The 23,894-nt window shown below is 66.6% G+C and carries 21 protein-coding genes; 12 read left to right on the forward strand and 9 right to left on the reverse strand.

What is annotated here, in order from left to right; all coding sequences use genetic code 11:
* Positions 1-9 precede the first annotated feature (9 nt).
* Together QUV35_RS09240 and QUV35_RS09245 are read left to right on the forward strand one after the other, a co-directional pair.
* The gene (locus tag QUV35_RS09240; RefSeq protein WP_300872967.1) at positions 10-1,236 is read left to right on the forward strand and encodes an FtsX-like permease family protein; all 1,227 of its coding nucleotides are present in this window, start codon (positions 10-12) and stop codon (positions 1,234-1,236) included.
* Between the two features lie 4 nt (positions 1,237-1,240).
* Positions 1,241-1,963, forward strand: coding sequence for an ABC transporter ATP-binding protein (locus QUV35_RS09245; RefSeq protein ID WP_300872969.1), 723 nt, complete (start codon positions 1,241-1,243; stop codon positions 1,961-1,963).
* Between the two features lie 15 nt (positions 1,964-1,978).
* On the opposite strand, the gene QUV35_RS09250 is transcribed toward QUV35_RS09245, so the two are convergent.
* Positions 1,979-3,706 carry a lysoplasmalogenase family protein gene (locus tag QUV35_RS09250; RefSeq protein WP_300872971.1) on the reverse strand — a complete coding sequence of 576 codons (1,728 nt, stop codon included), beginning with the start codon at positions 3,704-3,706 and terminating at the stop codon, positions 1,979-1,981.
* Between the two features lie 101 nt (positions 3,707-3,807).
* Between QUV35_RS09250 and QUV35_RS09255 the strand changes: the two genes are divergently transcribed.
* From QUV35_RS09255 to QUV35_RS09265, 3 genes are all read left to right on the forward strand, one after another.
* Positions 3,808-4,848, forward strand: coding sequence for an SPOR domain-containing protein (locus tag QUV35_RS09255; protein WP_300872973.1), 1,041 nt, complete (start codon positions 3,808-3,810; stop codon positions 4,846-4,848).
* Positions 4,849-5,057: 209 nt separating this feature from the next.
* Positions 5,058-6,191: a 3-deoxy-7-phosphoheptulonate synthase gene (locus tag QUV35_RS09260; protein WP_300872974.1), complete on the forward strand. Its 1,134-nt coding sequence runs from the start codon at positions 5,058-5,060 to the stop codon at positions 6,189-6,191.
* A gap of 74 nt (positions 6,192-6,265) precedes the next feature.
* Positions 6,266-6,586, forward strand: a complete 321-nt coding sequence (locus tag QUV35_RS09265; protein WP_300872976.1) for a hypothetical protein — start codon at positions 6,266-6,268, stop codon at positions 6,584-6,586.
* A 70-nt stretch (positions 6,587-6,656) separates the two neighbouring features.
* Here QUV35_RS09265 and mpl read toward each other — a convergent pair whose 3' ends face one another.
* Positions 6,657-8,042 carry a UDP-N-acetylmuramate:L-alanyl-gamma-D-glutamyl-meso-diaminopimelate ligase gene (mpl, locus tag QUV35_RS09270; RefSeq protein ID WP_300872978.1) on the reverse strand — a complete coding sequence of 462 codons (1,386 nt, stop codon included), beginning with the start codon at positions 8,040-8,042 and terminating at the stop codon, positions 6,657-6,659.
* A gap of 89 nt (positions 8,043-8,131) precedes the next feature.
* Here mpl and QUV35_RS09275 point away from each other — a divergent pair, with 89 nt between their 5' ends.
* The 7 genes from QUV35_RS09275 to QUV35_RS09305 all read left to right on the forward strand — a co-directional run bounded on the left by QUV35_RS09275 (position 8,132) and on the right by QUV35_RS09305 (position 14,349).
* Positions 8,132-8,764: a hypothetical protein gene (locus QUV35_RS09275; protein ID WP_300872979.1), complete on the forward strand. Its 633-nt coding sequence runs from the start codon at positions 8,132-8,134 to the stop codon at positions 8,762-8,764.
* A complete protein-coding gene (locus QUV35_RS09280) occupies positions 8,761-9,288 on the forward strand; it encodes a TlpA disulfide reductase family protein (RefSeq protein ID WP_300872981.1) in 528 nt (175 codons plus the stop codon). The genes QUV35_RS09275 and QUV35_RS09280 overlap by 4 nt, the downstream gene beginning before the upstream one ends.
* Positions 9,289-9,535: 247 nt before the next feature.
* Positions 9,536-9,994, forward strand: a complete 459-nt coding sequence (accB, locus tag QUV35_RS09285; RefSeq protein ID WP_300872983.1) for an acetyl-CoA carboxylase biotin carboxyl carrier protein — start codon at positions 9,536-9,538, stop codon at positions 9,992-9,994.
* A 16-nt stretch (positions 9,995-10,010) separates the two neighbouring features.
* On the forward strand, positions 10,011-11,360 hold the full coding sequence (gene accC / locus QUV35_RS09290) for an acetyl-CoA carboxylase biotin carboxylase subunit (RefSeq protein WP_300872985.1): 1,350 nt from the start codon (positions 10,011-10,013) through the stop codon (positions 11,358-11,360).
* 156 nt (positions 11,361-11,516) lie between these two features.
* On the forward strand, positions 11,517-12,401 hold the full coding sequence (prmA, locus tag QUV35_RS09295) for a 50S ribosomal protein L11 methyltransferase (RefSeq protein ID WP_300873109.1): 885 nt from the start codon (positions 11,517-11,519) through the stop codon (positions 12,399-12,401).
* 31 nt (positions 12,402-12,432) lie between these two features.
* Positions 12,433-13,428 (forward strand): DUF3426 domain-containing protein, encoded by a 996-nt coding sequence (locus QUV35_RS09300; RefSeq protein WP_300872987.1) that lies wholly within the window; start codon positions 12,433-12,435, stop codon positions 13,426-13,428.
* 30 nt (positions 13,429-13,458) lie between these two features.
* A complete protein-coding gene (locus QUV35_RS09305; RefSeq protein WP_300872989.1) occupies positions 13,459-14,349 on the forward strand; it encodes a carbohydrate kinase family protein in 891 nt (296 codons plus the stop codon).
* Here QUV35_RS09305 and QUV35_RS09310 read toward each other — a convergent pair.
* From QUV35_RS09310 to QUV35_RS09340, 7 genes are all read right to left on the reverse strand, one after another.
* Complete coding sequence (locus tag QUV35_RS09310) at positions 14,311-14,757, reverse strand: hypothetical protein (protein WP_300872991.1); 447 nt, start codon at positions 14,755-14,757, stop codon at positions 14,311-14,313. The two genes, QUV35_RS09305 and QUV35_RS09310, sit on opposite strands and share 39 nt — an antisense overlap.
* Before the next feature lie 207 nt (positions 14,758-14,964).
* Positions 14,965-16,158, reverse strand: a complete 1,194-nt coding sequence (locus QUV35_RS09315; protein WP_300872994.1) for a ribonucleotide-diphosphate reductase subunit beta — start codon at positions 16,156-16,158, stop codon at positions 14,965-14,967.
* 140 nt (positions 16,159-16,298) lie between these two features.
* Positions 16,299-19,217, reverse strand: coding sequence for a ribonucleoside-diphosphate reductase subunit alpha (locus tag QUV35_RS09320; RefSeq protein ID WP_300872996.1), 2,919 nt, complete (start codon positions 19,215-19,217; stop codon positions 16,299-16,301).
* A 455-nt stretch (positions 19,218-19,672) separates the two neighbouring features.
* Positions 19,673-20,281 carry a 1,6-anhydro-N-acetylmuramyl-L-alanine amidase AmpD gene (gene ampD / locus QUV35_RS09325; protein ID WP_300872998.1) on the reverse strand — a complete coding sequence of 203 codons (609 nt, stop codon included), beginning with the start codon at positions 20,279-20,281 and terminating at the stop codon, positions 19,673-19,675.
* Positions 20,271-21,776 (reverse strand): sigma-54 dependent transcriptional regulator, encoded by a 1,506-nt coding sequence (locus QUV35_RS09330; RefSeq protein WP_300873000.1) that lies wholly within the window; start codon positions 21,774-21,776, stop codon positions 20,271-20,273. Before QUV35_RS09330 ends, ampD begins: the two co-directional genes overlap by 11 nt.
* A 25-nt stretch (positions 21,777-21,801) precedes the next feature.
* The gene (locus QUV35_RS09335) at positions 21,802-23,598 is read right to left on the reverse strand and encodes an ATP-binding protein (protein WP_300873002.1); all 1,797 of its coding nucleotides are present in this window, start codon (positions 23,596-23,598) and stop codon (positions 21,802-21,804) included.
* A gap of 48 nt (positions 23,599-23,646) precedes the next feature.
* On the reverse strand, positions 23,647-23,889 hold the full coding sequence (locus QUV35_RS09340) for a PP0621 family protein (RefSeq protein ID WP_300873004.1): 243 nt from the start codon (positions 23,887-23,889) through the stop codon (positions 23,647-23,649).
* Positions 23,890-23,894 lie beyond the last annotated feature (5 nt).

Consider the following 23,894-nt stretch of genomic DNA (forward strand, 5'->3'; position numbering starts at 1 on the left):
AACGCGTCCATGACCGCCTGGCTGGGTTTCGAGCGGCGGGTCGCGCTGCGCTTCCTGCTCGAGGGGCGCATGCAGACCCTGCTGATCATCGTGGGCGTGGCGGCCGGGGTGGCCGTGATCGCCTACATCTCGGCGCTGATCAGCGGCCTGCAGACCAACACCCTCAACAAGACGCTGGGGGCGCAGGCCCACATCACCCTGAGCGCGCCCGACGACCTGTTGGCGCCGCCGGCGGCCCGGGCGGCGGGCACCACCACCCTGACCGAAGCGCAGCCGCGTGCGCAGCGCCTGCGATCGGTCGCCAACTGGCAGGCGCTGGTGCCGCAGCTCGAGCGGCGAGCGGGCATCGCGTCGGTGTCGCCCATGGTGGCCGGGGGCGCGCTGGCGCTGCGCGGCGAGGCCACGCAATCGATCTCGCTGTTCGGGGTGGAGCTCGACCGCTACGACCGCATCGTCGGGTTGCGCAGCAAGGTGGTCAGTGGCAGCGCGCGCCTGGCGCCCGGTGAAGCCATCGTGGGACGCGACCTGGCGGCCGATCTGGGCGTGCGCGTGGGTGACCGCCTCACGGTGCAGACCAGCCTCCTGAGCGAACCGGTGCGCGTGACCGCACTGGTCGATTTCGGTGTGAAGGAGCTGAACCGGCGCACCGTGATCCTGCCGCTGCGGGGCGCCCAGAGCCTGCTTGGCCTGCCCGGCGGAGCCACCACCATCGACCTCACGGTCGACGACGTGTGGGCGGCGCAGGCGCTGACCGAAGACCTGCGGCGCCAGCTGCCCTACCAGTTGGAGAGCTGGCAGGAGAGCAATGCCCAATTGGTGTCCGCGCTCAACGCGCAGTCGGTCAGCACCAGCCTGATCCGGGGCGTGGTGCTGGTGGTGGTGGTGCTGGGCATCGCCAGCGTGCTGGTGGTGTCGGTGGTGCAGAAGCGCCGCGAGATCGGCATCCTGCGCGCCATGGGCGCCACGCGCGCCCAGGTGCTGCGGGTGTTCCTGGTGCAGGGTGCGGTGGTGGGGGCGATCGGCTCGGTGCTCGGCATTGCGCTGGCCGTGCTGATGATCTGGCTGTTCACCACCTTCGTGCGCGGTGCCGACGGGCAGCCGCTGTTTTCCATTTCGCTGCCACCCTTGCTGGCGCTGCAGGTGGCCGTGCTGGCCACCGTCTGTGGCGTGCTGGCGGCCATTGCGCCGGCCCGCCGCGCGGCGGCCATGGACCCGGGCCAGGCCATCCGCATGTGAGCCCATGACCGCCACCCCCGACCCTGTGCCGCTGATCGAACTCAGTGAGGTGCGAAAGACCTACAACGCCGGCCTGCCCAGCGAAGCCGAGGTGCTGCACGGCCTGAACCTGCGGGTGATGCCGGGCGAGTTCATCGCGCTCATCGGTCCCTCGGGGTCGGGCAAGAGCACCCTGCTGAGCATCATCGGCCTGCTCGAGCGCATGAGCTCCGGCACTTACCGTTTCCAGGGTGAGGAAGTGCAGGGGCTGGACGACAACGGCCTGACCATGCGCCGGCGCAACCGGCTGGGCTTCGTGTTCCAGTTCCACCACCTGCTGCCGGCGTTCACCGCGCTGGAGAACGTGACCATGCCCGCGCTCATGGCCGAAGGCCGGGTGAGTGCGCCGCAGCTGGAGAGAGCACGCGAGTTGCTGGATGCGGTCGGCCTGGCCCAGGCCATGGACAAACGGCCGTCGCAGCTCTCGGGCGGCATGCAGCAGCGCGTGGCGATCGCCCGCGCGCTGGTGATGGAGCCGCCGCTGGTGCTGGCCGACGAGCCCACCGGCAACCTGGACACGGCGTCGTCCGACGATGTGTTCGTGCTGCTGCGGCGCATGCACGCCGAGCGCGGTGTGTCCTTCGTCGTGGTCACGCACGACCCGCGGCTGGCGGCGCGCTGCGACCGCCTGGTCGAGCTGGTCGATGGCCGGATTTCTCGCGACGAGGCCACGCTCGCGACCTCCTGAGCCGGGGCCGACCCGTCAGTGCGTGTCGGGAGCCGCGCCGGTCCGGATGGTGTTTCGCACGATCAGGATCTGCGCCGCGTAGTAGGTGCCGAGCACCCACACCGGCGCCATTGGCAGCGGCGCGACAAACCGGTTCATCGCGAGCAAGGCGTCGCTGAGCATGAAGAAGACCGCACCCACCGCCACGCCTGTGGCCGCTGCGTTGCGCTGCACCGTGGCGCGGCCGATGGCTTGCGCGGCCATGAGCGCGATCACCAGCACGTAGACCGCCACGGGGGCACGCAGGGCGGGTGGCAGGCCGCCTTGCCAGAGAACGGCATACATGGCCGCACCGGCGCCCAGCGTGGCCGCCAGCGCGCGCCGGCTCGGGAACCACGGCACACCCTGGCGCAACAGCACGATGTAGACCAGGTGCGCCAGCAGGAAGGCCACCAGCCCTTCAATGAAGTAACCGGGGAACATCAGGAAGGCGTCGCCGGTGAGCGACAAGGCGAGTGCGCCCAGCAACAGCCCGGTGGCCCGCCGCAGACCGCCCTGGTTGCGCGCATGCGCCAGCACCAGCGCCATGGCCACGAGCATGGTCAGCGGCTTGAACAGGCGGTGCAGTTCCAGCGCGCCCAGCGCGGCGGTGGCCATGGAGAGCGCGGCGCATTCGATCAGCAGCGCCTCGGCCATGCCGATGCGGCCCTGCATCACCGCGCCAATCGCCCACAGCGCCACCACCAGCACCGCGAACACGACCGCACTGTGCGACAACGGCCAGGCGTCGGCGAACCACAGGAACCCGGCCACGCCTGCGAGCAGGGCCAGGAACTGCAGACCCGCGAACCACTGCACGGTGCGGTCCATGGGTGGTGCAAAGCGCTGCACCTGCGCAATGTCGAAGGCCGGCGACGGGAAGCGCGCAGCCACGTCGGCCGGCCGCCAGCCGGGCGGCTTGATCCACACGCGCAGCTTGTCGGCCCAGCGGCGTGTGTGCCACGAATCCTTGAGCAGGCCCCAGTACACCTCGCCGTTGGCCCACAGCGGGTCCCAGCTCTGCAGCGGCTTGCGCGTGCCATAGACGCACCTTTCGTCTTCTTCCTTGAAGCTGCCGAACAGCCGGTCCCACACGATCAGGATGCCGCCGTAGTTGCGGTCCAGGTAGCGGTCGTTCACCGCGTGGTGCACCCGGTGGTTGGACGGGCTGCAGAACCAGCGGTCGAACCAGCCGAGCTTCTTCACCTGTTCGGTGTGCACCCAGAACTGGTAGAGCAGGTCGATCAGCGCGACGACCCCGAACACCAGCGGCGGCACGCCGGCCACCGCCATCGGCAGGTAGAAGACCCAGCCGAACAAAGCGCCCGAGCTGGTCTGGCGCAGCGCGGTCGAGAGGTTGTAGTCCTGGCTCTGGTGGTGCACCACGTGCGCAGCCCAGAACACGCCGATCTCGTGCCCGGCGCGGTGCAACCAGTAGTAGCAGAAATCGTAGAACACCAGCGCGACCAGCCAGCCGACCCAGGTGGTCCAGAACGGGTGGTCGGGCCAGATGGCCACCGTGGCGTACACGGCGGTGTAGATACCCAGGCGCAGCAGCCGGGTGAACACTGCACTGATCTGGCTGAGCATGCCCAGGCCGATGCTGCTGATGGCGTCGTCGAGCCGGTAAGTGTTGCGGCGGCGCTTCAAACCGACGGCGTATTCGATCGCGATGAGTGCGAAAAACACCGGCGTGGCCAACACGATGATCTGGCTGGGGCTCATGGGCAATGATGGGGCGGGGTGGTCTGGATGCCCGGATTGTGGGCAGATTCCGGTCGCACGGTGATGGCATCAACCCGCATGCCGCGTGCCAGAATCGCGCCATGCCCGCCCCCTCGCAGCCTGCCGCGATTGCCCCGGAGAGCGCCACCACCGCGCTGTACCGCGCCGCGCTGGGTCCGGTGAACCTCGATCGGTACCTGCGGGTGTTTGCGGGTTTCGACGAGGCGGGCCGCGCCGGCCCGGGCTGGAACTGGGCCGCCGCGCTGCTCACCCTGAACTGGCTGGTGTTCCGGCAACTCTGGGGCGTGGCCCTGGTGTACGTGGCCGCCGTCGAAGGACTGGCCTTGCTGGTGCTGGGCCTGGGCCGCGACGGGCTGGCCCGGCCGTCGCCGCTCGAGTGGGGGCTGCTGGGTGCGATCGTTTTGCTGGGCTGCCTGATTCCGGGGCTCTATGGAAACGCCTGGCTGCACGCCGATGCCCGCCGGCGCATGACCCGCGCCGTGCGGGAGGCCAGGACGGTGCGCGAGGCCTGCGACACGCTGGCCCGGCGCGCCAGCACCCGCCGGCGCCTGGCCGGACTCGCGGTCATCAACGTGTTGCTCGTGGCGGCGGCGCTGGGTGCCTACTCGGGCCTGTCGCGCTGGATGGCCGACCAGCAGGTCTCGCCCGAGGTGACGGCGCCTCGGGACGCGGTGCCCGAACCGGTCACCCCCGCCGTTGCTGATCCCGTTCCCCTTCCGGTCGCCGTTCCTGATCCGGTGCCTTCGGCGCCGGTTGCGGAGCCAGCACCCGCAGAGCCGCCACCCCCGGAGCCGGTCTCCGCACCGGCACCGGTGCCGCCTGCCGAGGTGTCCAGCGGGTCGCCGCAGGGCGCCGAGGCCGCGCTGCCGGCGCCCACCCGCGCCGCCGCGCTGGCAGGCTTTTCCATCAATGTGGGACTGTTCGCCGACGCCACCAATGCCGACCGCGTGCACACGCGCCTGCTCGATGCCGGCTTGCCGGCCTACATCCAGGTGGTCGACTTTCCCAATGGCCAGCGCACGCGCGTGCGGGTCGGGCCGTTTGCCAGCCGGGCCCTGGCCGACGAGGCGGCGCTGCGCATCCGTGCGCTCGGCTTCGAAGCCCAGGTGTACCGGCAGTAAGCCGGGCACCGGTGGGCCTGTGCTACATTGGCGACCCATGAAAGCGCACCACGCCTTTGCCTTCTATTTTTGGTTCTCGGTCCCTGGCGGACGAGAGGCGAGGCTGTAAGCGCATCACCGAATCTCGATCAAACCGCCGGAGCCCTCAGCCCGGCGGTTTTTTTTCGACCCTGTTTCCCCAACCGCAACACCGTTCCAGGAGCCCCGTGATGACCGCGAAACATGCCTCTGCCAGCAGCGATGCCTGGCACACCCGTTCGATCGACAAGACCAGCCAGACCGACGACGAACGCATCAAGGACATCACCGTGTTGCCCCCTCCCGAACACCTGATCCGCTTCTTTCCCATCGGCGGCACGCCGGTGGAGACGCTGATCAGCCAGACCCGCCGCCGCATCCACAACATCCTGCATGGCCAGGACGATCGCCTGCTGGTGGTCATTGGCCCCTGTTCCATCCACGATCCGGCCGCGGCGGTGGACTACGCGCGGCGGCTCAAGACCCTGCGCGACCAGTACGCCGACACGCTGGAGATCGTGATGCGGGTGTACTTCGAGAAGCCGCGCACCACCGTCGGCTGGAAGGGGCTGATCAACGACCCCTATCTCGACGAGAGCTACCGCATCGACGAGGGCCTGCGCATCGCGCGCCAGTTGCTGATCGAGATCAATCGCCTGGGCCTGCCGGCGGGCAGCGAGTTTCTTGATGTGATCTCGCCGCAGTACATCGGCGACCTGATCGCCTGGGGCGCGATCGGTGCGCGCACCACCGAAAGCCAGGTGCACCGCGAACTGGCCTCGGGTCTGTCGGCCCCGATCGGCTTCAAGAACGGTACCGACGGGAACATCCGGATCGCCACCGACGCCATCCAGGCGGCCTCACGCGGCCACCACTTTCTGTCGGTGCACAAGAACGGCCAGGTGGCCATCGTGCAGACCCATGGCAACAAGGACTGCCACCTGATCCTGCGCGGCGGCAAGGCGCCCAACTTCGATGCGCCGAGCGTGGCCGCGTCCGTGAAGGAACTTGAGGCCGCCAAGCTGCCGCCACGTCTGATGGTGGACTGCAGCCACGCCAACAGCAGCAAGCAGCACGAGAGGCAGCTCGATGTGGCGCGCGACATCGCCGGGCAGATCGCCGGGGGTTCGCGCAGCGTCTTCGGCGTGATGATCGAGAGCCACATCGAAGCCGGCGCGCAGAAGTTCACGCCGGGCAAGGACTCCGTGGGCGCGCTCAAGTACGGCCAGAGCATCACCGACGCCTGCCTGGGCTGGAGCGATTCGCTGCAGGCCCTCGACGTGCTGTCGAACGCGGTGCAGGCCGCGCGCCGGGCGCGGGCCTGATCCGGCCCCCGGGCTTGCACGGTGGAACCGCCCGCGGGCGAGGTCCACAATGGAGACACATCTGGAGAACCGCCATGCGAAGTCAAGTCACCGTGAGCTGGGGCACGCCCTCGACCTACCACTTCGACCTGGAAGAAGTGCAACCGATGCCGCACGACCTCGCGCGCAGCTGGCTCGACGACCAGTTCACCTTTCTGGGTTGTGAACCGATCCGGCCCACCGGCAAGGTGCTCACGGCCGACAAGATCCTGTGCGTCGCCGAGGCCGCGGGTGAGACCCGGTTTCGTGACGAGGCGCACCGCGCCTGGGCCATGGCCTTTGCGCGGGCCGCCAGCGCGGCGCTGGCCAAACCCGTCATCTCCATCGATGTGCCGGCCCAGGCGCTGAGCTACTAGCAGGGAAGCACTTCCGCGCCTGCGGCCTGGCGAAGCCGGTTCAGCGGATGCGCCGGGCCAGAGGGCTTCTTCAAGCCTGGAGCGCTTTCAGCAGGCGCTCGTGCACGCCACCAAACCCGCCGTTGCTCATGCACACGATGTGGTCGCCGGGCCGGGCGGCGGCCGCCACCTGGACCACGAGTTCGTCGATGTTTCGTCCCACCCGGGCCCGATCGCCCATCGGCGCCAGGGCTTCGTCGGCATCCCAGTCCAGCCCGCCCGAGTGGCAGAACGCCAGGTCGGCCGCTTCCAGGCTCCAGGGAAGCTGCGACTTCATCGTGCCCAGTTTCATGGTGTTGCTGCGCGGCTCGAACACCGCCAGGATGCGCCCGCGCGGGCTGCCCAGCCGACGCTGCAGACCGTCCAGTGTGGTGCGGATCGCCGTGGGGTGGTGGGCAAAGTCGTCGTAGACGGTGATCACGCCCGCCTCGCGCGCCACGGTGCCGCGCACCTCCATGCGTCGGCGCACATTTTCGAAGCTGGCCAGCGCCCGCGCCGCATCGATGGGTGCCACGCCCACGTGCTCGGCGGCGGCCATCGCCGCCAGCGCGTTGAGCTGGTTGTGCACGCCGCTGAGCGACCATTCGACGCGGCCGGCCGGCCGGCCCTGGTTGAGCACGTCGAACGCGTGGGGTTCGCCCTGCGCGGTGAAGTCGCTCACGGCGGCACCGAAGGTGCGCAGCTCGCTCCACAGACCCTGGTGCAGCACGCGGTCCAGGCTTTCCTCCAGCCCGTTGGAGACCACGCGGCCCGACGGCGGCACGGTGCGGATCAGGTGGTGGAACTGGCGCTCGATGGCCGCCAGGTCATCAAAGATGTCGGCGTGGTCGAACTCGAGGTTGTTCAGGATCGCCGTGCGCGGACGGTAATGCACGAACTTGCTGCGCTTGTCGAAGAAGGCGGTGTCGTATTCATCCGCTTCAATGGTGAAGGTATTGCCGGTTCCCATGCGTGCCGACACGCCAAAATTCAAGGGAACCCCGCCAATCAGAAACCCGGGCTGCAGGCCGTTGGCCTCCAGGATCCAGGTCAGCATGGCGGTGGTGGTGGTCTTGCCGTGGGTGCCGGCCACCGCCATCACGTGCCGGCCCTGCAGCACGTGTTCGGCCAGCCACTGCGGACCGCTGGTGTAGGCCGCGCCGCTGTCCATGATGGCCTCCATCAACGGGAACTTCGGCGTTCCGTCGGGGCGGCGGGCACGGCTGACCACATTGCCGACCACGAACATGTCGGGCCGCAGGGCCAGCTGGTCGGCGCTGAAGCCTTCGATCAGGTCGATGCCGAGCGTGCGCAACTGGTCGCTCATGGGAGGGTAGACGCCGGCATCACAACCGGTGACGCGGTGGCCGGCTTCGCGGGCCAGGGCGGCCAGACCGCCCATGAAAGTGCCGCAGATGCCCAGAATGTGGATGTGCATCGGGCGATTCTAGGTGGCGGACTGCTTCGGTCTTGCGGGTATCGCGCTGCCGGGCCGCTGCCGCGGCGGCTGGCGGGCACAATCGCCCGATGGAAGCAAGCCGGGACGACATCACCTTTGAAATTGCGGCGGTGGCCGCCCGCCTGGTGGCCGAGGACGGGCTGGAGTACGCGGCTGCAAAGCGCCAGGCCGTCAAACAGCTGGGGCTGCCGGCCCGCACGGCCCTGCCCGACAACGCGGCCCTGGAAGCGGCAGTGCGCGAACACATCGACATCTTCTGCGCCGACACCCAGCCCGGTGAGTTGCTCGCGCTGCGCGAACTGGCCTTGTTGTGGATGGAGCGCCTGAAGGCCTTTCGGCCGCACCTGGGCGGCTCGGTCTGGCACGGAACCGCCACCCGCCACAGCGATCTCTACATGCAGCTGTTCTGCGACGATCCCAAGGCCCCCGAGTGGGCCTTGCTCGACCACCGGGTGGAGTACCACCCGGGCTCGGTCAACGGTTGGCGCGGGGAACCGGTGGAGGCGCTGACCTTGCGCACCCGCTGTGATGCGCTGGGTCAGTGGGTGCTCATTCACCTGATGGTGCACGCCCACGACGACCTCCGGGGCGCCCTCAGGCCCGATGCCCAAGGGCGCAAGCCGCGCGGTGATGCCCTGGCCTTGATGGCGCGCATGGCCGACGCACCGCAACCCCATGGACTGGACAACGCTGCCACATGAAAGTGCAACGACGAACCCTCTTGATGACCGCCGCCGCGGTGGCCGCTGCCGGCGCCGGTGCCTGGCTGTCCTGGCAGCGCATCGCCCCGCAGGCATCCCTGAGCGGGGCCGAGGAAGCCTTCTGGGTCACCCGTTTTGAAGGACCGAACGGAGAAGCCGTGGACCTGGCGGCCCTGCGCGGGCGACCCCTGCTGGTGAACTTCTGGGCCACCTGGTGCCCGCCATGCGTGGAAGAGTTGCCCTTGCTCAACGCCTTCCAGCGCGAGCACGCCGCACGGGGGTGGCAGGTGCTGGGCCTGGCGGTTGATCAGCCCAGCGCGGTGCGCGGCTTCCTGCAGAAGCTGCCGCTGGACTTTCCCGTGGGCATGGCCGGTTTTGCCGGCACGGAGCTCAGTCGCAGCCTGGGCAATCCCAGTGGCAGCCTGCCCTACACCGTCGTGTTCGGGGCCGATGGCACCGTCCTGCACCGCAAGATCGGCCAGGTGTCCGAAAGCGACTTGGCCCAGTGGGCCCAGCTGGGCTGAGCCGGCGGGTCCCGATCCACCGCTGGTCCATTGCCGCGAATGTTCGGCAATAAAGGGCTAAATTCCATCTTTGTCGTCAAACCTGCAAACAGGGTCTGCCGGCGCGCGCTTCCAGGCAGGCCCTGCGCCATGTGTCCTGGCGCACATGCCTTCGTGTACACTGCGGCACCCTGCTGGCCGGGGTGGGCCGGCAAACTTGAAGTTGGTCACACTTAGAACAAATTAGCCGCTTTTCGTTGGAGAAATCATGGATTTAAGAAAATTGAAGACACTGATCGATCTGGTGTCCGAGTCGAACGTCTCGGAACTGGAGATCACGGAAGCAGAGGGCAAGGTCCGCATCGTCAAAAGCGCGCCAGTGGCCAACGCCGCACCGGTCACCTACAGCATGGCGCCGGCGCCGGTGGTTCCTGCCGCTGCGGCGGTGGAGGTGGCCCCGGTGCCTGCGGTGGCTGCCGCGGCCGAGCCGGTCGGGCACACCGTCAAGTCCCCCATGGTCGGCACGTTCTACCGCGCCTCCAGCCCGGGTGCCAAGCCCTTCGTGGAGATCGGCGACACCATCAAGGAGGGCGAGACGATCTGCATCGTCGAGGCCATGAAAATCCTCAACGAGATCGAGGCCGACAAGTCCGGCACCGTCACCCGGATTCTGGTGGACAACGGGCAGGCCGTTGAATACGGCCAGCCTTTGTACGTGATCGAATAAAAAAGGCCCCGAGCCCATGTTCAAGAAAATCCTGATCGCCAACCGCGGAGAGATCGCACTGCGCGTGCAGCGCGCCTGTCGCGAAATGGGCATCAAGGCCGTGATGGTGTATTCGGAGGCCGACCGCGACGCGAAATACGTGCGTCTGGCCGACGAAGCGGTCTGTATCGGACCGGCCTCCAGCACGCACAGTTACCTCAACATGCCGGCGATCATCTCGGCGGCCGAGGTGACCGATGCCGAAGCCATCCACCCCGGTTACGGCTTCCTCTCGGAAAACGCCGATTTTGCCGAGCGCGTGGAGAAGAGCGGTTTCACTTTCATCGGTCCTTCGCCCGATTCCATCCGCCTCATGGGCGACAAGGTCTCGGCCAAGCAGGCCATGATCCGCGCGGGTGTTCCCTGCGTGCCGGGTTCCGAAGGTGCCCTGCCCGACGATCCGGTGGTGATCAAACGCACGGCCAAGGCCGTGGGTTACCCGGTGATCATCAAGGCCGCCGGCGGTGGTGGCGGACGCGGCATGCGCGTGGTGCACACCGAAGCGGCGCTGCTGCACGCGGTGCAGACCACCAAGGCAGAGGCCGGTGCCGCCTTTGGCAACGCCGAGGTCTACATGGAGAAGTTTCTCCAGAACCCGCGCCACATCGAAATCCAGATCCTGGCCGACACGCACCGCAATGCGGTGTACCTCGGCGAGCGCGACTGTTCCATGCAGCGCCGCCACCAGAAAGTGATTGAAGAGGCGCCAGCGCCCGGCATCCCGCGCCGGTTGATCGAGAAGATCGGTGAGCGTTGTGCGAGTGCCTGCAAGAAGATCGGGTACCGCGGCGCCGGAACGTTCGAATTCCTGTTCGAGAACGGTGAGTTCTATTTCATCGAAATGAACACCCGCGTGCAGGTGGAGCATCCGGTCACCGAGTGGATCTCGGGCGTGGACATCGTGCGCACGCAGATTGCCGTGGCCGCGGGCGAAAAACTGCCGTTCACGCAGCGCCAGATCCAGTTGCGCGGCCATGCCATCGAGTGCCGCATCAATGCCGAAGACGCCTACAAGTTCACGCCTTCGCCCGGTCGCATCACGACCTGGCACGCGCCGGGCGGACCGGGCGTGCGCGTGGACTCGCACGTCTACACCAACTACTTTGTCCCGCCGAACTACGACTCCATGATCGGCAAGATCATCGTGCACGGCGACACGCGGGAACAGGCGCTCGCACGCATGCGCACGGCACTGGCCGAGACGGTGATCGAAGGCATCAAGACCAACATTCCGCTGCACCGCGAACTGATGGTCGATGCGAGTTTTGTCGCCGGCGGCACCAACATCCACTACCTTGAAGAGTGGCTTTCCCAACGGGAAAGGTAAGTCTCTTCCCCGAAGCGCCTGCGGCGCTTCCCCTCAAGGGTGGCAACACCGGCGGCCGGTCGTGAGCCTGCCGAAGGGCGGTTCCGCGGTGTTCCGGGGTTGGTTTTTTTCATGCTTGGCGATTGGCTGACGGCCGGGGAATCCTTCATGTCTTCATTGTTCGAGTTGGTGCTCATGGTGCCCGAAGCTTCTGTGGAGGCGGTGAGCGATGCACTCGACGCGCTCGACGCCCTGAGCACCTCGGTGGAAGATGCCGACGCCATGACCGACGCCGAGCAGGCGCTGTTTGGTGAGCCCGGCATGCCGCCGCCCAAGGAGGGCTGGCAGCGCTCTCGCGTCGTCGCGTTGTTTGCCACCGAAGCGGCGGCGCGCGAGGCGGCCGGGCTGCTCAAGCTGCAGGATTTTTTTCTCGGTTGCGAGGTGTCGGGCGTGCAGCCGGTGCCCGAGCAGGACTGGGTGCGCCTGACGCAGTCGCAGTTTGCGCCGGTGGAGATCACGCCCACGTTCTGGATCGTGCCGAGCTGGCACGAGCCGCCCGAAGCCGCCAGGCAGGTCATCCGGCTCGATCCGGGCCTGGCGTTCGGCACCGGCACGCACCCCACGACCCGCATGTGCCTGCGCTGGACGGCGCAGCACCCACCGCTGGGCCAGCGCGTGCTGGACTACGGCTGCGGCTCCGGCATCCTGGCGATCGGGGCGGCGAAGTTCGGTGCGCGCGAGATCATCGCGGTGGACATCGACCCCGCCGCCGTGGAGGCAACTCGGCTCAACGCCACGGCCAACCACGTCACCCTGAGCGAGGGCTTGCCCGACAAGGCGCAAGGGGAGCACGACCTGGTGCTGGCCAACATCCTGGCCACGCCGCTGAAGGTGCTGGCTCCGTTGCTGTGTTCGCATGTTCGGGCGGGCGGTCACCTGGTGCTCGCAGGCATCCTCGCGCGCCAGGCCGACGAGTTGATCGAAGCCTATGCCCCCTGGGTCGCGTTGCAGGTCAGCGACGAAGAGGACGGCTGGATCCTCATGACCGCGGTCAAGGCCTGAGCCTCCCTGCTGCGCCCCCGATAATCGGCGCATGAGTTTCACCACCCGTTGCCCGGCTTGCGGAACGACCTTCCGGATCGTTGCCGATCAGCTGAAGATTTCCGAAGGCTGGGTGCGTTGTGGCCACTGCGCCGATGTGTTCGATGCCACGCTCTACCTGGAGCCCTGGGTGCCGGAAGCGCCGGCCGCACCCGGGGCCGCAACCCCGCCTGCGGTCGCGCGAGCCGAACTCACGGCCGCCAGCGATCCCCGCGAAGAGGAGCCGGTGACGCGGCCTCCCGCACCGGTGCCGCAAGCCCCGCAGGGCGAGGCGGCGCAAGACGCCGACTTCGGAACCGAGCTGCAACGATTTGCAGCCGCCAAGGCCGCCGCTGAAGCCTCGGCGGCAGCGGCGGCATCGGCATCGGCTGGCAAACCGGCGTCGGCCGCCAGGCCCGCCGTCGCCGCGCCAGTCCAGAAGACCCCGGCGCCGGCGGACGATGAGCGCGAGCCCGTCGAGCCCCAGGCGGTTCCCGGATTCGTGCGCCAGGCCCGTCAGCGCGCCTTCTGGCAGACGCCCGGCGTGCGGTTCGCTTTGTCGCTGCTGGTCGTGGTGCTTGCGGTCTTGCTGGCGGCGCAGTGGGCCTTGCACGAGCGCGATCGAATCGCTGCCTGGCGGCCCGCGTTGAAGCCGTTTCTGCAGCAGGCCTGTGCGCCGCTGGGCTGCACCGTCATGCCGCTGCGCAACATCGACGCCATCGTGATCGACAGTTCTGCGCTGGTTCGCCGTCTGGGCAACTTCCATTCCTTCGATCTGGTGCTCAAGAACACGGCCGACATGCCGCTGGCCTTGCCCGCACTCGAACTGAGCCTCACCGACTCGCGCGACGAGGTCATCTCGCGCCGTGTGTTCCTGCCCGAGGAGTGGCCCGACGCGCCCGAGGTGTTGCCTGCGTCGGGCTCGTTGACCGTGAGCTTTCGCCTGTCGCTGGCGGTGGCAGAAGCCACGCCCATGGCCGGGTACCGCGCCCTGGTTTTTTACCCCTGACTTTTCCAACCCTGATGGATCGACTTCACCATGCCCATTCTTGTTTGCGGATCACTGGCCTTTGACACCATCATGTCCTTCGAGGGCCGTTTTGCCGAGCAGATCCTGCCCAGTCAACTGCATATCCTCAACGTGTCGTTTCTCGTGCCCGGCCTTCGCCGCGAGTACGGTGGCTGCGCCGGCAACATCGCCTACGGCCTGCGCCAGCTGGGTGCGCAGGCCGTGCCGCTCGCCACGCTGGGCAACGACGGCCAGGAATACCTCGAACGCATGCGCTCGCTCGGTGTGGACACCGCGCATGTGAACAGCGCCCTCGAGAGCTACACCGCGCAGGCCATGATCATGACCGACCGGGACAACAACCAGATCACCGCCTTTCACCCGGGCGCCATGTCGATGGCCCATGAAAACCCGGTACCTGCGCGCAACGACATCGCGGTGGCCATCATCTCGCCCGATGGCCGCGACGCCATGCTCATCCATGCGAAGCAGCTGCATGCAGCCGGCGTTCCCTTCGTGTTCGATCCGGGCCAGGGCCTGCCCATGTTCAACGGCGAAGAACTCAAGGAGTTCATCGAGCTGGCCACCTGGGTCACGGTGAACGACTACGAGGGGAAGATGCTGTCCGACCGCACAGGCCTGTCGTTCGAGGAGATGGCCTTGCGCGTGCGTGGACTCATCGTCACGCTCGGCGAGCACGGGTGCGAGGTGTGGGAAAACGGCCAGAAGACCGTTGTGCCCGGTGCCCGGGCCACCGAGGTGGTCGATCCCACCGGATGCGGCGATGCCTTCCGCGCGGCCTTGTTGCATGGCATTGAACAAGGCTGGTCGCTCGCACGGTGTGCGGAGCTCGGCAACCGCATGGGTGCGGCCAAGATCGCGTCACGCGGGGGGCAGAACTACACTGCGCCGGCGGTCTGACCCGGGGTTGCAGCGGACATGAAAATGCCCGACGCTTTCGCGTCGGGCTGGCCAGGTCATCGAGAGATCGACTTCAGGGCTTGCTGGAGGTTGGAAACGGCCAGGCAGCCTGTGGGTTGAGCTTCGTCTGAGCCGCAGGAGCAGCAGGGGCCCCGGTGCAGCCTTCTTCACCGCAGGCTTCTTCGCAGCAGCTTTCTTCGCCGGTGCGGCCTTCTTCACCGCAGGCTTCTTCGCAGCGGCTTTCTTCGCCGGTGCGGCCTTCTTGGCGACAACTTTCTTCGCCGGTGCGGCCTTCTTCGCGGGAGCTGCTTTCTTCGCAGCGACTTTCTTGGCCGGGGCGGCCTTTTTCGCCGGGGCTTTTTTAGCCGGGGCTTTTTTCGCAGTTGCCATTGTTTTCTCCTTGATCAAGTTGCAAAGAGCACTTCATCCGGTCACTGTGCCGGTGAAGTGATTCAACGCGCTGGAGCCGTGTGGATGCATCCACGGCTGGCCCCAAGGTGTTGAATCCTGTGACAAAACCCTGCCCCCGGCACCGAGGTGCCAGCAGCAGGGTTTTGAAATGTCGAAACGCATGTGAGAGTAGATCCGTCTGGCAGTGCGACCCCGGCAGTGGCTTCAGTCCCAGGACAGGGCGCCGCCCGTCTGGTATTCGATCACTCGGGTCTCGAAGAAATTGCGTTCCTTCTTGAGGTCGATCATTTCGCTCATCCAGGGAAACGGGTTTTCTTCGTTCGGGAACATGGGTTCAAGCCCGATCTGCGTGGCGCGCCGGTTGGCGATGTAGCGCAGGTAGCCCTTGAACATGGATGCGTTCATGCCGAGCACGCCACGCGGCATGGTGTCTTCGGCGTAACGGTATTCGAGTTCGACGGCCTGGAGGAACAACTGCTTGATTTCTTCCTTGAACTCGGCCGTCCACAGCATAGGGTTCTCCATCTTGATCGCGTTGATCAGATCGATGCCGAAGTTGCAGTGCATGGACTCGTCGCGCAGGATGTACTGGTATTGCTCGGCGGCACCGGTCATCTTGTTCTGTCGACCCAGCGCAAGGATCTGCGTGAAGCCGACGTAGAAGAACAGGCCCTCCATCAGGCACGCGAAAACGATCAGGCTCTTCAGCAGGCGCTGGTCGGTCTCGGGCGTGCCGGTGTGGAAGTTCGGGTCCATGATCGCTTCGATGAAGGGGATCAGGAACTCGTCCTTGTCGCGGATCGACTTGACTTCGTTGTAGGCGTTGAAGATCTCGGACTCGTCCAGACCGAGCGACTCCACGATGTACTGGTAGGCGTGCGTGTGGATCGCCTCTTCGAACGCCTGGCGCAGCAGGAACTGGCGGCACTCGGGTGCGGTGATGTGGCGGTAGGTGCCCAGAACGATGTTGTTGGCGGCGAGCGAATCGGCGGTCACGAAGAAGCCGAGGTTGCGCTTGACGATGCGGCGCTCGTCGTCGGTCAGTCCGTTGGGATCTTTCCAGAGCGCGATGTCGCGACTCATGTTCACTTCCTGGGGCATCCAGTGGTTGGCGCAGGTGGCGAGGTACTTCTCCCAGGCCCACTTGTACTTGAACGGCACCAGCTGGTTGACGTCGGTCTGGCCGTTGATGATGCGCTTGTCGGCGGCATTGACGCGGTGGCCGCCGGTGGCTGCAGCAGGCGCCTTCGCCGGCGCTGCGTTGGAAGAGAAAGAGGGAGAGAGTGCGGAGGCGCTGCGCTCACTCGACAGTGAGGCTTGCAGACCCTGCATGCCGGAGGACATGGGGTTGTGCGATGGCTTCGTGGAGGGCGTGGTGTGTTCGTCCCAGGTCAACATAGATGTTTCCAATTCTTCGAATTATCAAAGTGTCTGCATGAAATGCAAAGTGATCGTGCGTGACGCGCCGTGTTTGTGTTGCTGTGTCGCATCGATTGGAGATCGATGTGACACAGCACACACACCACAGCACGGCGAATTCACTGACAGGCTTCGCAACCGGGGTCGTCGATCGCGCAGAACTTGATGTCGGTGGCAGGTGCATCGACCAGCGCAGGGCTTGCTGCCGCCGCTGCATTTGCAGCGGTGGTGGCAGCCATGCCGGCGGTGGTTGCGTCGAGCGAAACCGCGTTGAGTTGGCCAGCACGGCCGGTGGACTTCTCCGCCTGCGTGGCCGACGTGGTGCGCAGGTAATAGGTGGTCTTGAGACCACGCAACCACGCGAGCTTGTAGGTGTCGTCGAGCTTCTTGCCCGAGGCGCCGGCCATGTAGATGTTCAGGCTCTGTGCCTGGTCGATCCACTTCTGGCGACGGGCCGCAGCTTCCACCAGCCACAGCGGTTCGACTTCAAACGCGGTGGCATACAGTGCCTTCACTTCTTGCGGCACGCGGTCGATCGGACGCAGCGAACCGTCGAAGTGTTTGAGGTCCATGACCATCACGTCGTCCCACAGGCCCAGGCGCTTGAGGTCTTTCACGAGGTAGCCGTTGATGACGGTGAACTCACCGGAGAGGTTGGACTTCACCGAGAGGTTGCCAAAGCAGGGCTCGATCGATGCGTCCACGCCGATGATGTTGGAGATGGTCGCGGTCGGTGCGATGGCGACGCAGTTGGAATTGCGCATGCCGTCGGTGGCGATCTTGCGGCGCAGCGCGTCCCAGTCCATGCTGACCGAGCGATCCACGTCCACGTAACCGCCACGCTCGCGGGACAGCAGGTCCAGCGTGTCGGGGGGCAGGATGCCCTGGTCCCACAGCGAGCCCTTGTAGCTGGCGTAGCGGCCGCGTTCGCGGGCGAGTTCGGTGGAGGCCCAGTAGGCGTAGTAGCAGACAGCTTCCATCGAGCGGTCGGCGAATTCCACCGCATCGTTGGAGGCGTAGGGGATGCGCAGCTCGTACAGTGCGTCCTGAAAGCCCATGACGCCCAGACCCACCGGGCGGTGGCGCATGTTGGAGTCCCGCGCTTTCTTGACGGCGTAGTAGTTGATGTCGATCACGTTGTCGAGCATGCGCATCGCCGTCTTGATCGTCTTCTGCAGCTTGTCGTGGTCCATCTGACCGTCCTTCAAGTGCTGCAGCAGGTTGATCGAGCCGAGGTTGCACACCGCGGTTTCGGTGTCGCTGGTGTTGAGCGTGATCTCGGTGCACAGGTTGGAGCTGTGGACAACGCCGGCGTGCTGCTGCGGTGAGCGAACGTTGCACGCGTCCTTGAACGTGATCCAGGGGTGGCCGGTCTCGAACAGCATCGAGAGCATCTTGCGCCACATGTCGGTGGCGGGCACCTTGCGGTAGGGCTTGATCTCGCCGCGCGCGGCCTTCTCTTCGTAGGCCACATAGGCCTTCTCGAAATCGGCACCGAACAGGTCGTGCAGGTCGGGAACGCTGTTGGGCGAGAACAGGCTCCATTCGCCTTTTTCCATCACGCGTTTCATGAACAGGTCGGGAATCCAGTTCGCCGTGTTCATGTCGTGGGTGCGGCGGCGGTCGTCGCCGGTGTTCTTGCGCAACTCCAGGAACTCTTCGATGTCGAGGTGCCAGGTTTCGAGGTAGGTGCAGACCGCGCCCTTGCGCTTGCCGCCCTGGTTCACCGCCACGGCGGTGTCGTTGACCACCTTCAGGAAAGGCACGACACCTTGTGACTCGCCATTGGTGCCCTTGATGTGGGAGCCCAGCGCGCGCACGCGTGTCCAGTCGTTGCCCAGGCCACCGGCGAATTTGGAGAGCAGGGCGTTTTCCTTGATCGATTCGTAGATGCCGTCGAGGTCGTCGGGCACGGTGGTCAGGTAGCAGCTGGACAGCTGCGAACGCAGGGTGCCGCTGTTGAACAGCGTGGGCGTGGACGACATGAAGTCGAACGAGGACAGCACCTCGTAGAACTCGATGGCGCGCGCTTCGCGGTCGATTTCATTGAGCGACAAACCCATGGCCACGCGCATGAAGAACGACTGCGGCAATTCGATGCGGGTCTTGCGCACGTGCAGGAAGTAGCGGTCGTACAGCGTCTGCAGGCCGAGGTAGTCGAACTGCAGGTCGCGCTCGGGCTTGAGTGCGGCGCCCAGGCGGGCCAGGTCGAACTGCAGCAGGCGCTCGTCGAGCAGGTCGTTGTCCACGCCCTTCTTGATGAACTGGGGAAAGTAGTCTGCGTAGCGCGCGCCCATCTCGGAAGAGGGCACTTCTTCGCCCATGACTTCCTTGACGATGGTGTGCAGCAGCAGGCGTGCGGTGGCGTAGGTGTAGTCAGGGTCTTTTTCGATCAGCGTGCGCGCGGCCAGGATGGAAGCCTTGTAAACCTCTTCGATCGGCACACCGTCGTACAGGTTGCGCTTGGTTTCGGCCACGATCGGGTCGGCATGGATGTCTTTTCCCAGACCGTTGCAGGCGTCTGCGATCAGGGACTGCAGGCGTTGCAGGTCGAGTGGCACCCGCTGGCCGCCGTCGATCACGTGCAGCGTGGCTTCGACCGGCTTGGCCGCCTCGGCCTGGTGGGCACGCTCCTGGGTGCGGCGTTCGCGGTACAGCACGTAGGCGCGCGCGACTTCGTGGTGGCTGCTGCGCATCAGGCCGAGCTCGACCTGGTCCTGCACGTCTTCGATGTGGAAGGTGCCGCCGCCCGGGCGCGAACGCATCAGCGCCTTGACCACCGCGCCGGTGAGCTCGTCCACCGTCTCGCGCACGCTTGCCGAGGCGGCACCCTGGGTGCCGTGCACCGCCAGGAAGGCTTTCATCATGGCCACGGCGATCTTGCTGGGTTCGAACGAGACCACCGCACCGTTGCGGCGGATGATCTGGTACTGCGCAAACACCGATTGGCTCGCAGCCGCTGGTGACGACGTGGATGAACCGGCAGGCTGCTTCTGGGTGGCAAACGGGGTGGCTGGGGTGGGAGAAGCGGTCAGCATGGTTCCTCTTTCATTTGTTGTGGTTGGCCTGCCCGCAAGGCACGGGGTCGAAGGGCAGGACGGTCGGTTTCAGTTCGGATTCGCGGCGTTGCCCGGGGCCTTGTGCCGGGCGTGTGGCGGTTTTCAGCGGAAGAAAACAGGCCGGAGCAACGTGGAAGGTGTCGAAACTTGAAACGCGGAAGACACACTATATCTGGTGTGTGGGTGGTCTTCAAGCCACTACAGGTAGTGTTTGGGAAAAAACCACCCCGTCAAATGCCGGGCACATTTTCTGGCCGGGGCGAGCAGCCGATCGGGCTGCGTGTGCGGCGCTGCGCGAGGCGCCCGGGAGTGCGCGTCAAGACTTGATCTCGCCTCACCGGAGCAGCATCGGCGCGCGTTTCGGCGCGATTTGCTCCCACATGCCGCGCACGCCTTGCGCCTTCTCGCGGGTGGGCTTGAGCTGCGCGAGGACCTCAGGCCGAGTGCGACTTCGTGTGGCCGACGGGATCGGGAAAACACGCACTTGACCAACCGAGTTCGTGCTGCAGGCGTGCCCATTCGAATCCCGGACCCGGATCCTGCTTGCGTCCGGGTGCGATGTGTTCGTGGCCGGCGATGTGCGCCACCGGGTAACGGTTCCTGATGCAGCGGCAAAGCTGGCCGAGCGCCGTGTATTGGGCCGCTTCGAAAGGCTCGCCCTCCAGGCCTTCGAGTTCGATGCCGATCGAATCGTCGTTGCAGTTCCCGCGGCCGCGCCAGCTGGACGCACCCGCGTGCCAGGCGCGTGCATCGGCATCGACGAACTGCACCACTTCGCCGTCGCGGCGGACAAAGAAGTGCGCCGACACCTGCATGCCCCGGATCTGCTCGAAATACGGATGCGCGTCCCAGTTCAGGGCGTTGGTGAAGAGTTGTTCCACCTGCGGTCCGCCGTAGATGCCGGGCGGCAGACTGATGGAGTGCAGCACGATCAGGTCGATCTGCGCGCCTGGCGGTCGCGGGCCGTGGTTGGGCGACGGACTGTGACGCGCGGCCGCGAGCCAGCCGCCGCTCCAGGCGGTGCCGGACTCGTCAGGACGCATCGTCGTCGCTGGAAGGCATGGCAATGCCCAGCCGCTGGATGCGGTAGCGCATCTGCCGCAGGTTCAGGCCCAGCCGGGCGGCTGCCGCCGTGCGGTTGAAGTCGCATTCGCGCAGCGCCTTGAGCAAGACCTGCTTTTCCTGCTCGTCCAGGTAGGACTGCAGGTCGGCCGGAATGTCGTCGGGCTCACGCACGGCGTCCGATGCGGCGAGCAGCGAATCGGGCAGCTGATCGGGTTGCGTGGGCACCTCGTCCGTGTCGTCGGTGTCACCGAAGTCCTCGGGCTCCAGCCGGTCGCCGCTGCTCAAGGCCAGGGCGCGCTGCAACAGGTTCTCCAGCTCGCGCACGTTGCCGGGCAGTTCGCGCGCCTTGATCCAGTCGAGGGCCCGGGTGGAGAGCTCGGGCGTGTGCTGGCCGGACTCGCTGCAGATGCGGTGCAGCAGGGCATGGGCGAGCTCTGGCAGGTCGTCCCGCCGCTCGCGCAGCGGCGGCGTGCGCAGCTCGATCACGTTGAGGCGGTAGAACAGGTCCTGCCTGAATTGCCCGCCCAGCACCAGTGCGTTGAGGTCGCGGTGGGTGGCACTGACCAGCCGCACATCCACCGCGTCTTCCTGCACGCCACCGAGTGCACGCACGCGCCGCTCCTGGATCACGCGCAGCAGCTTGGCCTGCATCGCCAGCGGCAGGTCGCCGATCTCGTCGAGAAACAAGGTGCCGCCCTTGGCCGCCTGGAAGTAGCCCTCACGGTCCTGGGTGGCACCGGTGTAGGCGCCCTTGCGGGCACCGAAGAATTCGGCCTCGATGAGGTTCTCGGGAATGGCGCCACAGTTCACGGCCACGAACGGCCCCCCGCTGCGGTGGCTGCAGTCGTGCACCGCGCGCGCCACCAGCTCCTTGCCGGTGCCCGACTCGCCCAGGATCAGCACCGGCGCCATGCTGGTGGCCACTTTCTCGATGCGGCCCTTGATCTGCACGATGCTGGCGGCGCGACCGACGATGCGCCCAAGCGACTTCAGGCCGGACGGCGGGGGCGGCGCACTGCGCATGGGCTCGGTGCCGGGCGCCGGGCCGTTGCCGGCGCGGGCCGGATGGCCCATGAGGGGGTGGCGCTGGCTTTGCACCGCCTGCGTCACGGCGCTGCGCAACTGCTTGAGATCGACCGGCTTGGTGAGGTAGTCGAAGGCGCCCGCCTTGAGCGACTCCACCGCGTTGTCGGCAGAGCCGAACGCGGTGATCACGATGCACTTCTCCGTGCGTTGCGCCTCGGTCAATTCGCGCAGCAGGTCCAGCCCCAGGCCGTCGGGCAGGCGCATGTCGGAGATCAGCACATCAAAGCGCTGCTGGGCCAGCCACTCGCGTGCCTGCGCCAGGTCGGCGGCCGCCACCACCGCATGGCCTTCGCGCAGCAAGGTCAGCTCGTAGAGCGTGCGCAGGTCGGGCTCGTCGTCGATGACCAGCACGGAGGCCGGTGTTGACGGGGTGTTTGGAAGGGCCATGGGCGCTGTGTGCAGGAGTCGGCGCTCAGCCGGTGGCCAGCGGCGGATCGCCAGAGAGCGTGGGGCTGAAGCGGGTGCTGAAGGGCCGCGACTCGCTGCCCGGATAGCTCAGGTTTTGCTGCACCGGCAGATGATGGCCCGCACGCCCGTTGGGAATGGACACGAAGAACTCGTTGCCTTCCTGCTGGTCCAGGCGAACCCGCTGGTAGGCGATCTGGGCGCCGTAGCGCTCGCAGAGTTCGCGGCAGATGTACAGGCCCAGCCCGCTGGAGCGGCTCTCCGACGAAAAGAAGGGCTCGAACAGATGGCGCATCACGCTGGCTTCCAGGGGCTGGCCGTCGCTCCACACCGACAGCTTGCTGTGATCGCTGCCACTGGGCTGGGTGACCACGCGGATCGACGACGCCTTGCCGGTGGCGTGGCGCAAGGCGTTGTCCAGCAGGTTCACCAGCAGCCGGCGCATGTGTTCCGGGTCGAACTCCACCACCGCTGCCGGCGCATGGAGGTGCACGCCCAGCACGCCCCGGGCCGGGTTCTGACGCTGCCAGTCCAGGGCGATCTGGCGAACCATGGCGTCCAGCGGCAGGCTGGGCGTGGAGCCATCGCCGCGCACGGGCTGGGCCCGCGCGACGTTGAGGATGTCGTCAACGATGCGCGAGAGCCGCTGTGCGTTCTGCTCGATCATTCGGGTGAGCTGCTTTTGCGAGGCTTCCTTCACCTCCTCGTCGAGCAGGGCGTTGGCCTGGGTGATGGCCGAGAGCGGGTTGCGGATCTCGTGCGCCACCGCGGCCGACATGCGGCCCATCGAGGCGAGCTTTTCGGTGCGCACCCGCGCCTCGACCTCGCGCAGGTCTTCGAGGAACAGCACGCACAAGCCTGTGCCGCGGCCGGCGCGCGAGGTCAGTCGGGTGCGCGCGTGCAGGCGCTGGCTGGGGCGGTCGTCGTTGTCGATCGTGGTTTCGGTCTCCAGCGCCTGACCCAGCACGAAGGTCTCGCTCACCAGGTCAGAGAGATGGCCCCAGCTCGGCCGTGCCGACAACAACAGCTTGGCGGCCTGCGGATAGGCCTCACCCATGAGCATGATCTGGGCGGCCGGGTTGGCGTTGCGCACAACGCCATGCGGATCGACCACCAGCACGCCCACGCTCAGGCTCTCGATCACGAGTTCATTGACCTGCGCCTGGGTGCGCGCCACGGCCTGGCTGCTGGCGGCCAGGGCCTCTTCGCGCGCCAGGCGAATGGCCAGCTGGTTGGCGAGCACCGCCACCAGAAAGAAGCCGGTGCCGGCCAGCCCGGCCTGCAGCAGCTTTGACGTGGCGATGTCGCTGAAGAGCGGCGCGCTCACCAGCGCTTCGGCGAGCAGATAAAGCGTCACGGTCGCGGCGGTGGCCAGCGCCAGCATCAGCGGCCCGAGGATGGAGGCCAGCAGGACCGGCAGCGCGAACAGCGGTGTGTAGTTGATCGCGCCGACCTGGAAGAACTGCAGCAGCGCAAACACCACCACGTCGACGCCGATGGTCAGCAGCCATTGCGCCTGGATCGGCTTGCCCTGGTCCATCGGGCGCCACGCGTACAGCACGACCAGCGCCGCCGTGAGGTGAATCGCGGTCAGCAGCACCAGCCAGTCCGGGCCTCCGGTGCCGGTGACCACCATGAAAATCTGCAGTGCCAGCAGCACCAGTGCAATGAAGACCCGCGCGCGCATGAAGGCCACCCACAGACGCACGAAGGCGCGCAGGCGTTGCTCTCGACCCTGGTTGTTGCCGTTTTCGTAGGCAACGAACCACGAAGGAGCGAACTGCGAGCTGTCTTCCCGGGCCATGTCAGTGCCGTGCAACAGGTCTGTGTGAGCGGGGCAGTGGCGGCGGGTTCAAGTCGAACCGCCTTCCTTCAGCCGCCGGTGTTCGGCGCTGCAGTAGGGCCCCAGGGCCCCCTTGACCGTCTCGCCCTGGGGCAGGTGGGTCCCGCAAAACTGGCAGGCCACCATCACCACCGGCAGGCGCGCGGCATCGGGAGGCGGCGGGGGGCGGGCTTGCGAGCGATCGGTGACGCGGTTGTTGCGCCACACATAGATGGCCACCATCACCACGGCCAGGACAAGCAGGTATTTCATGAGGT

The sequence above is a fragment of the Hydrogenophaga sp. genome, assembly GCF_030373225.1.
Classification (GTDB): Bacteria; Pseudomonadota; Gammaproteobacteria; order Burkholderiales; family Burkholderiaceae_C; genus Hydrogenophaga.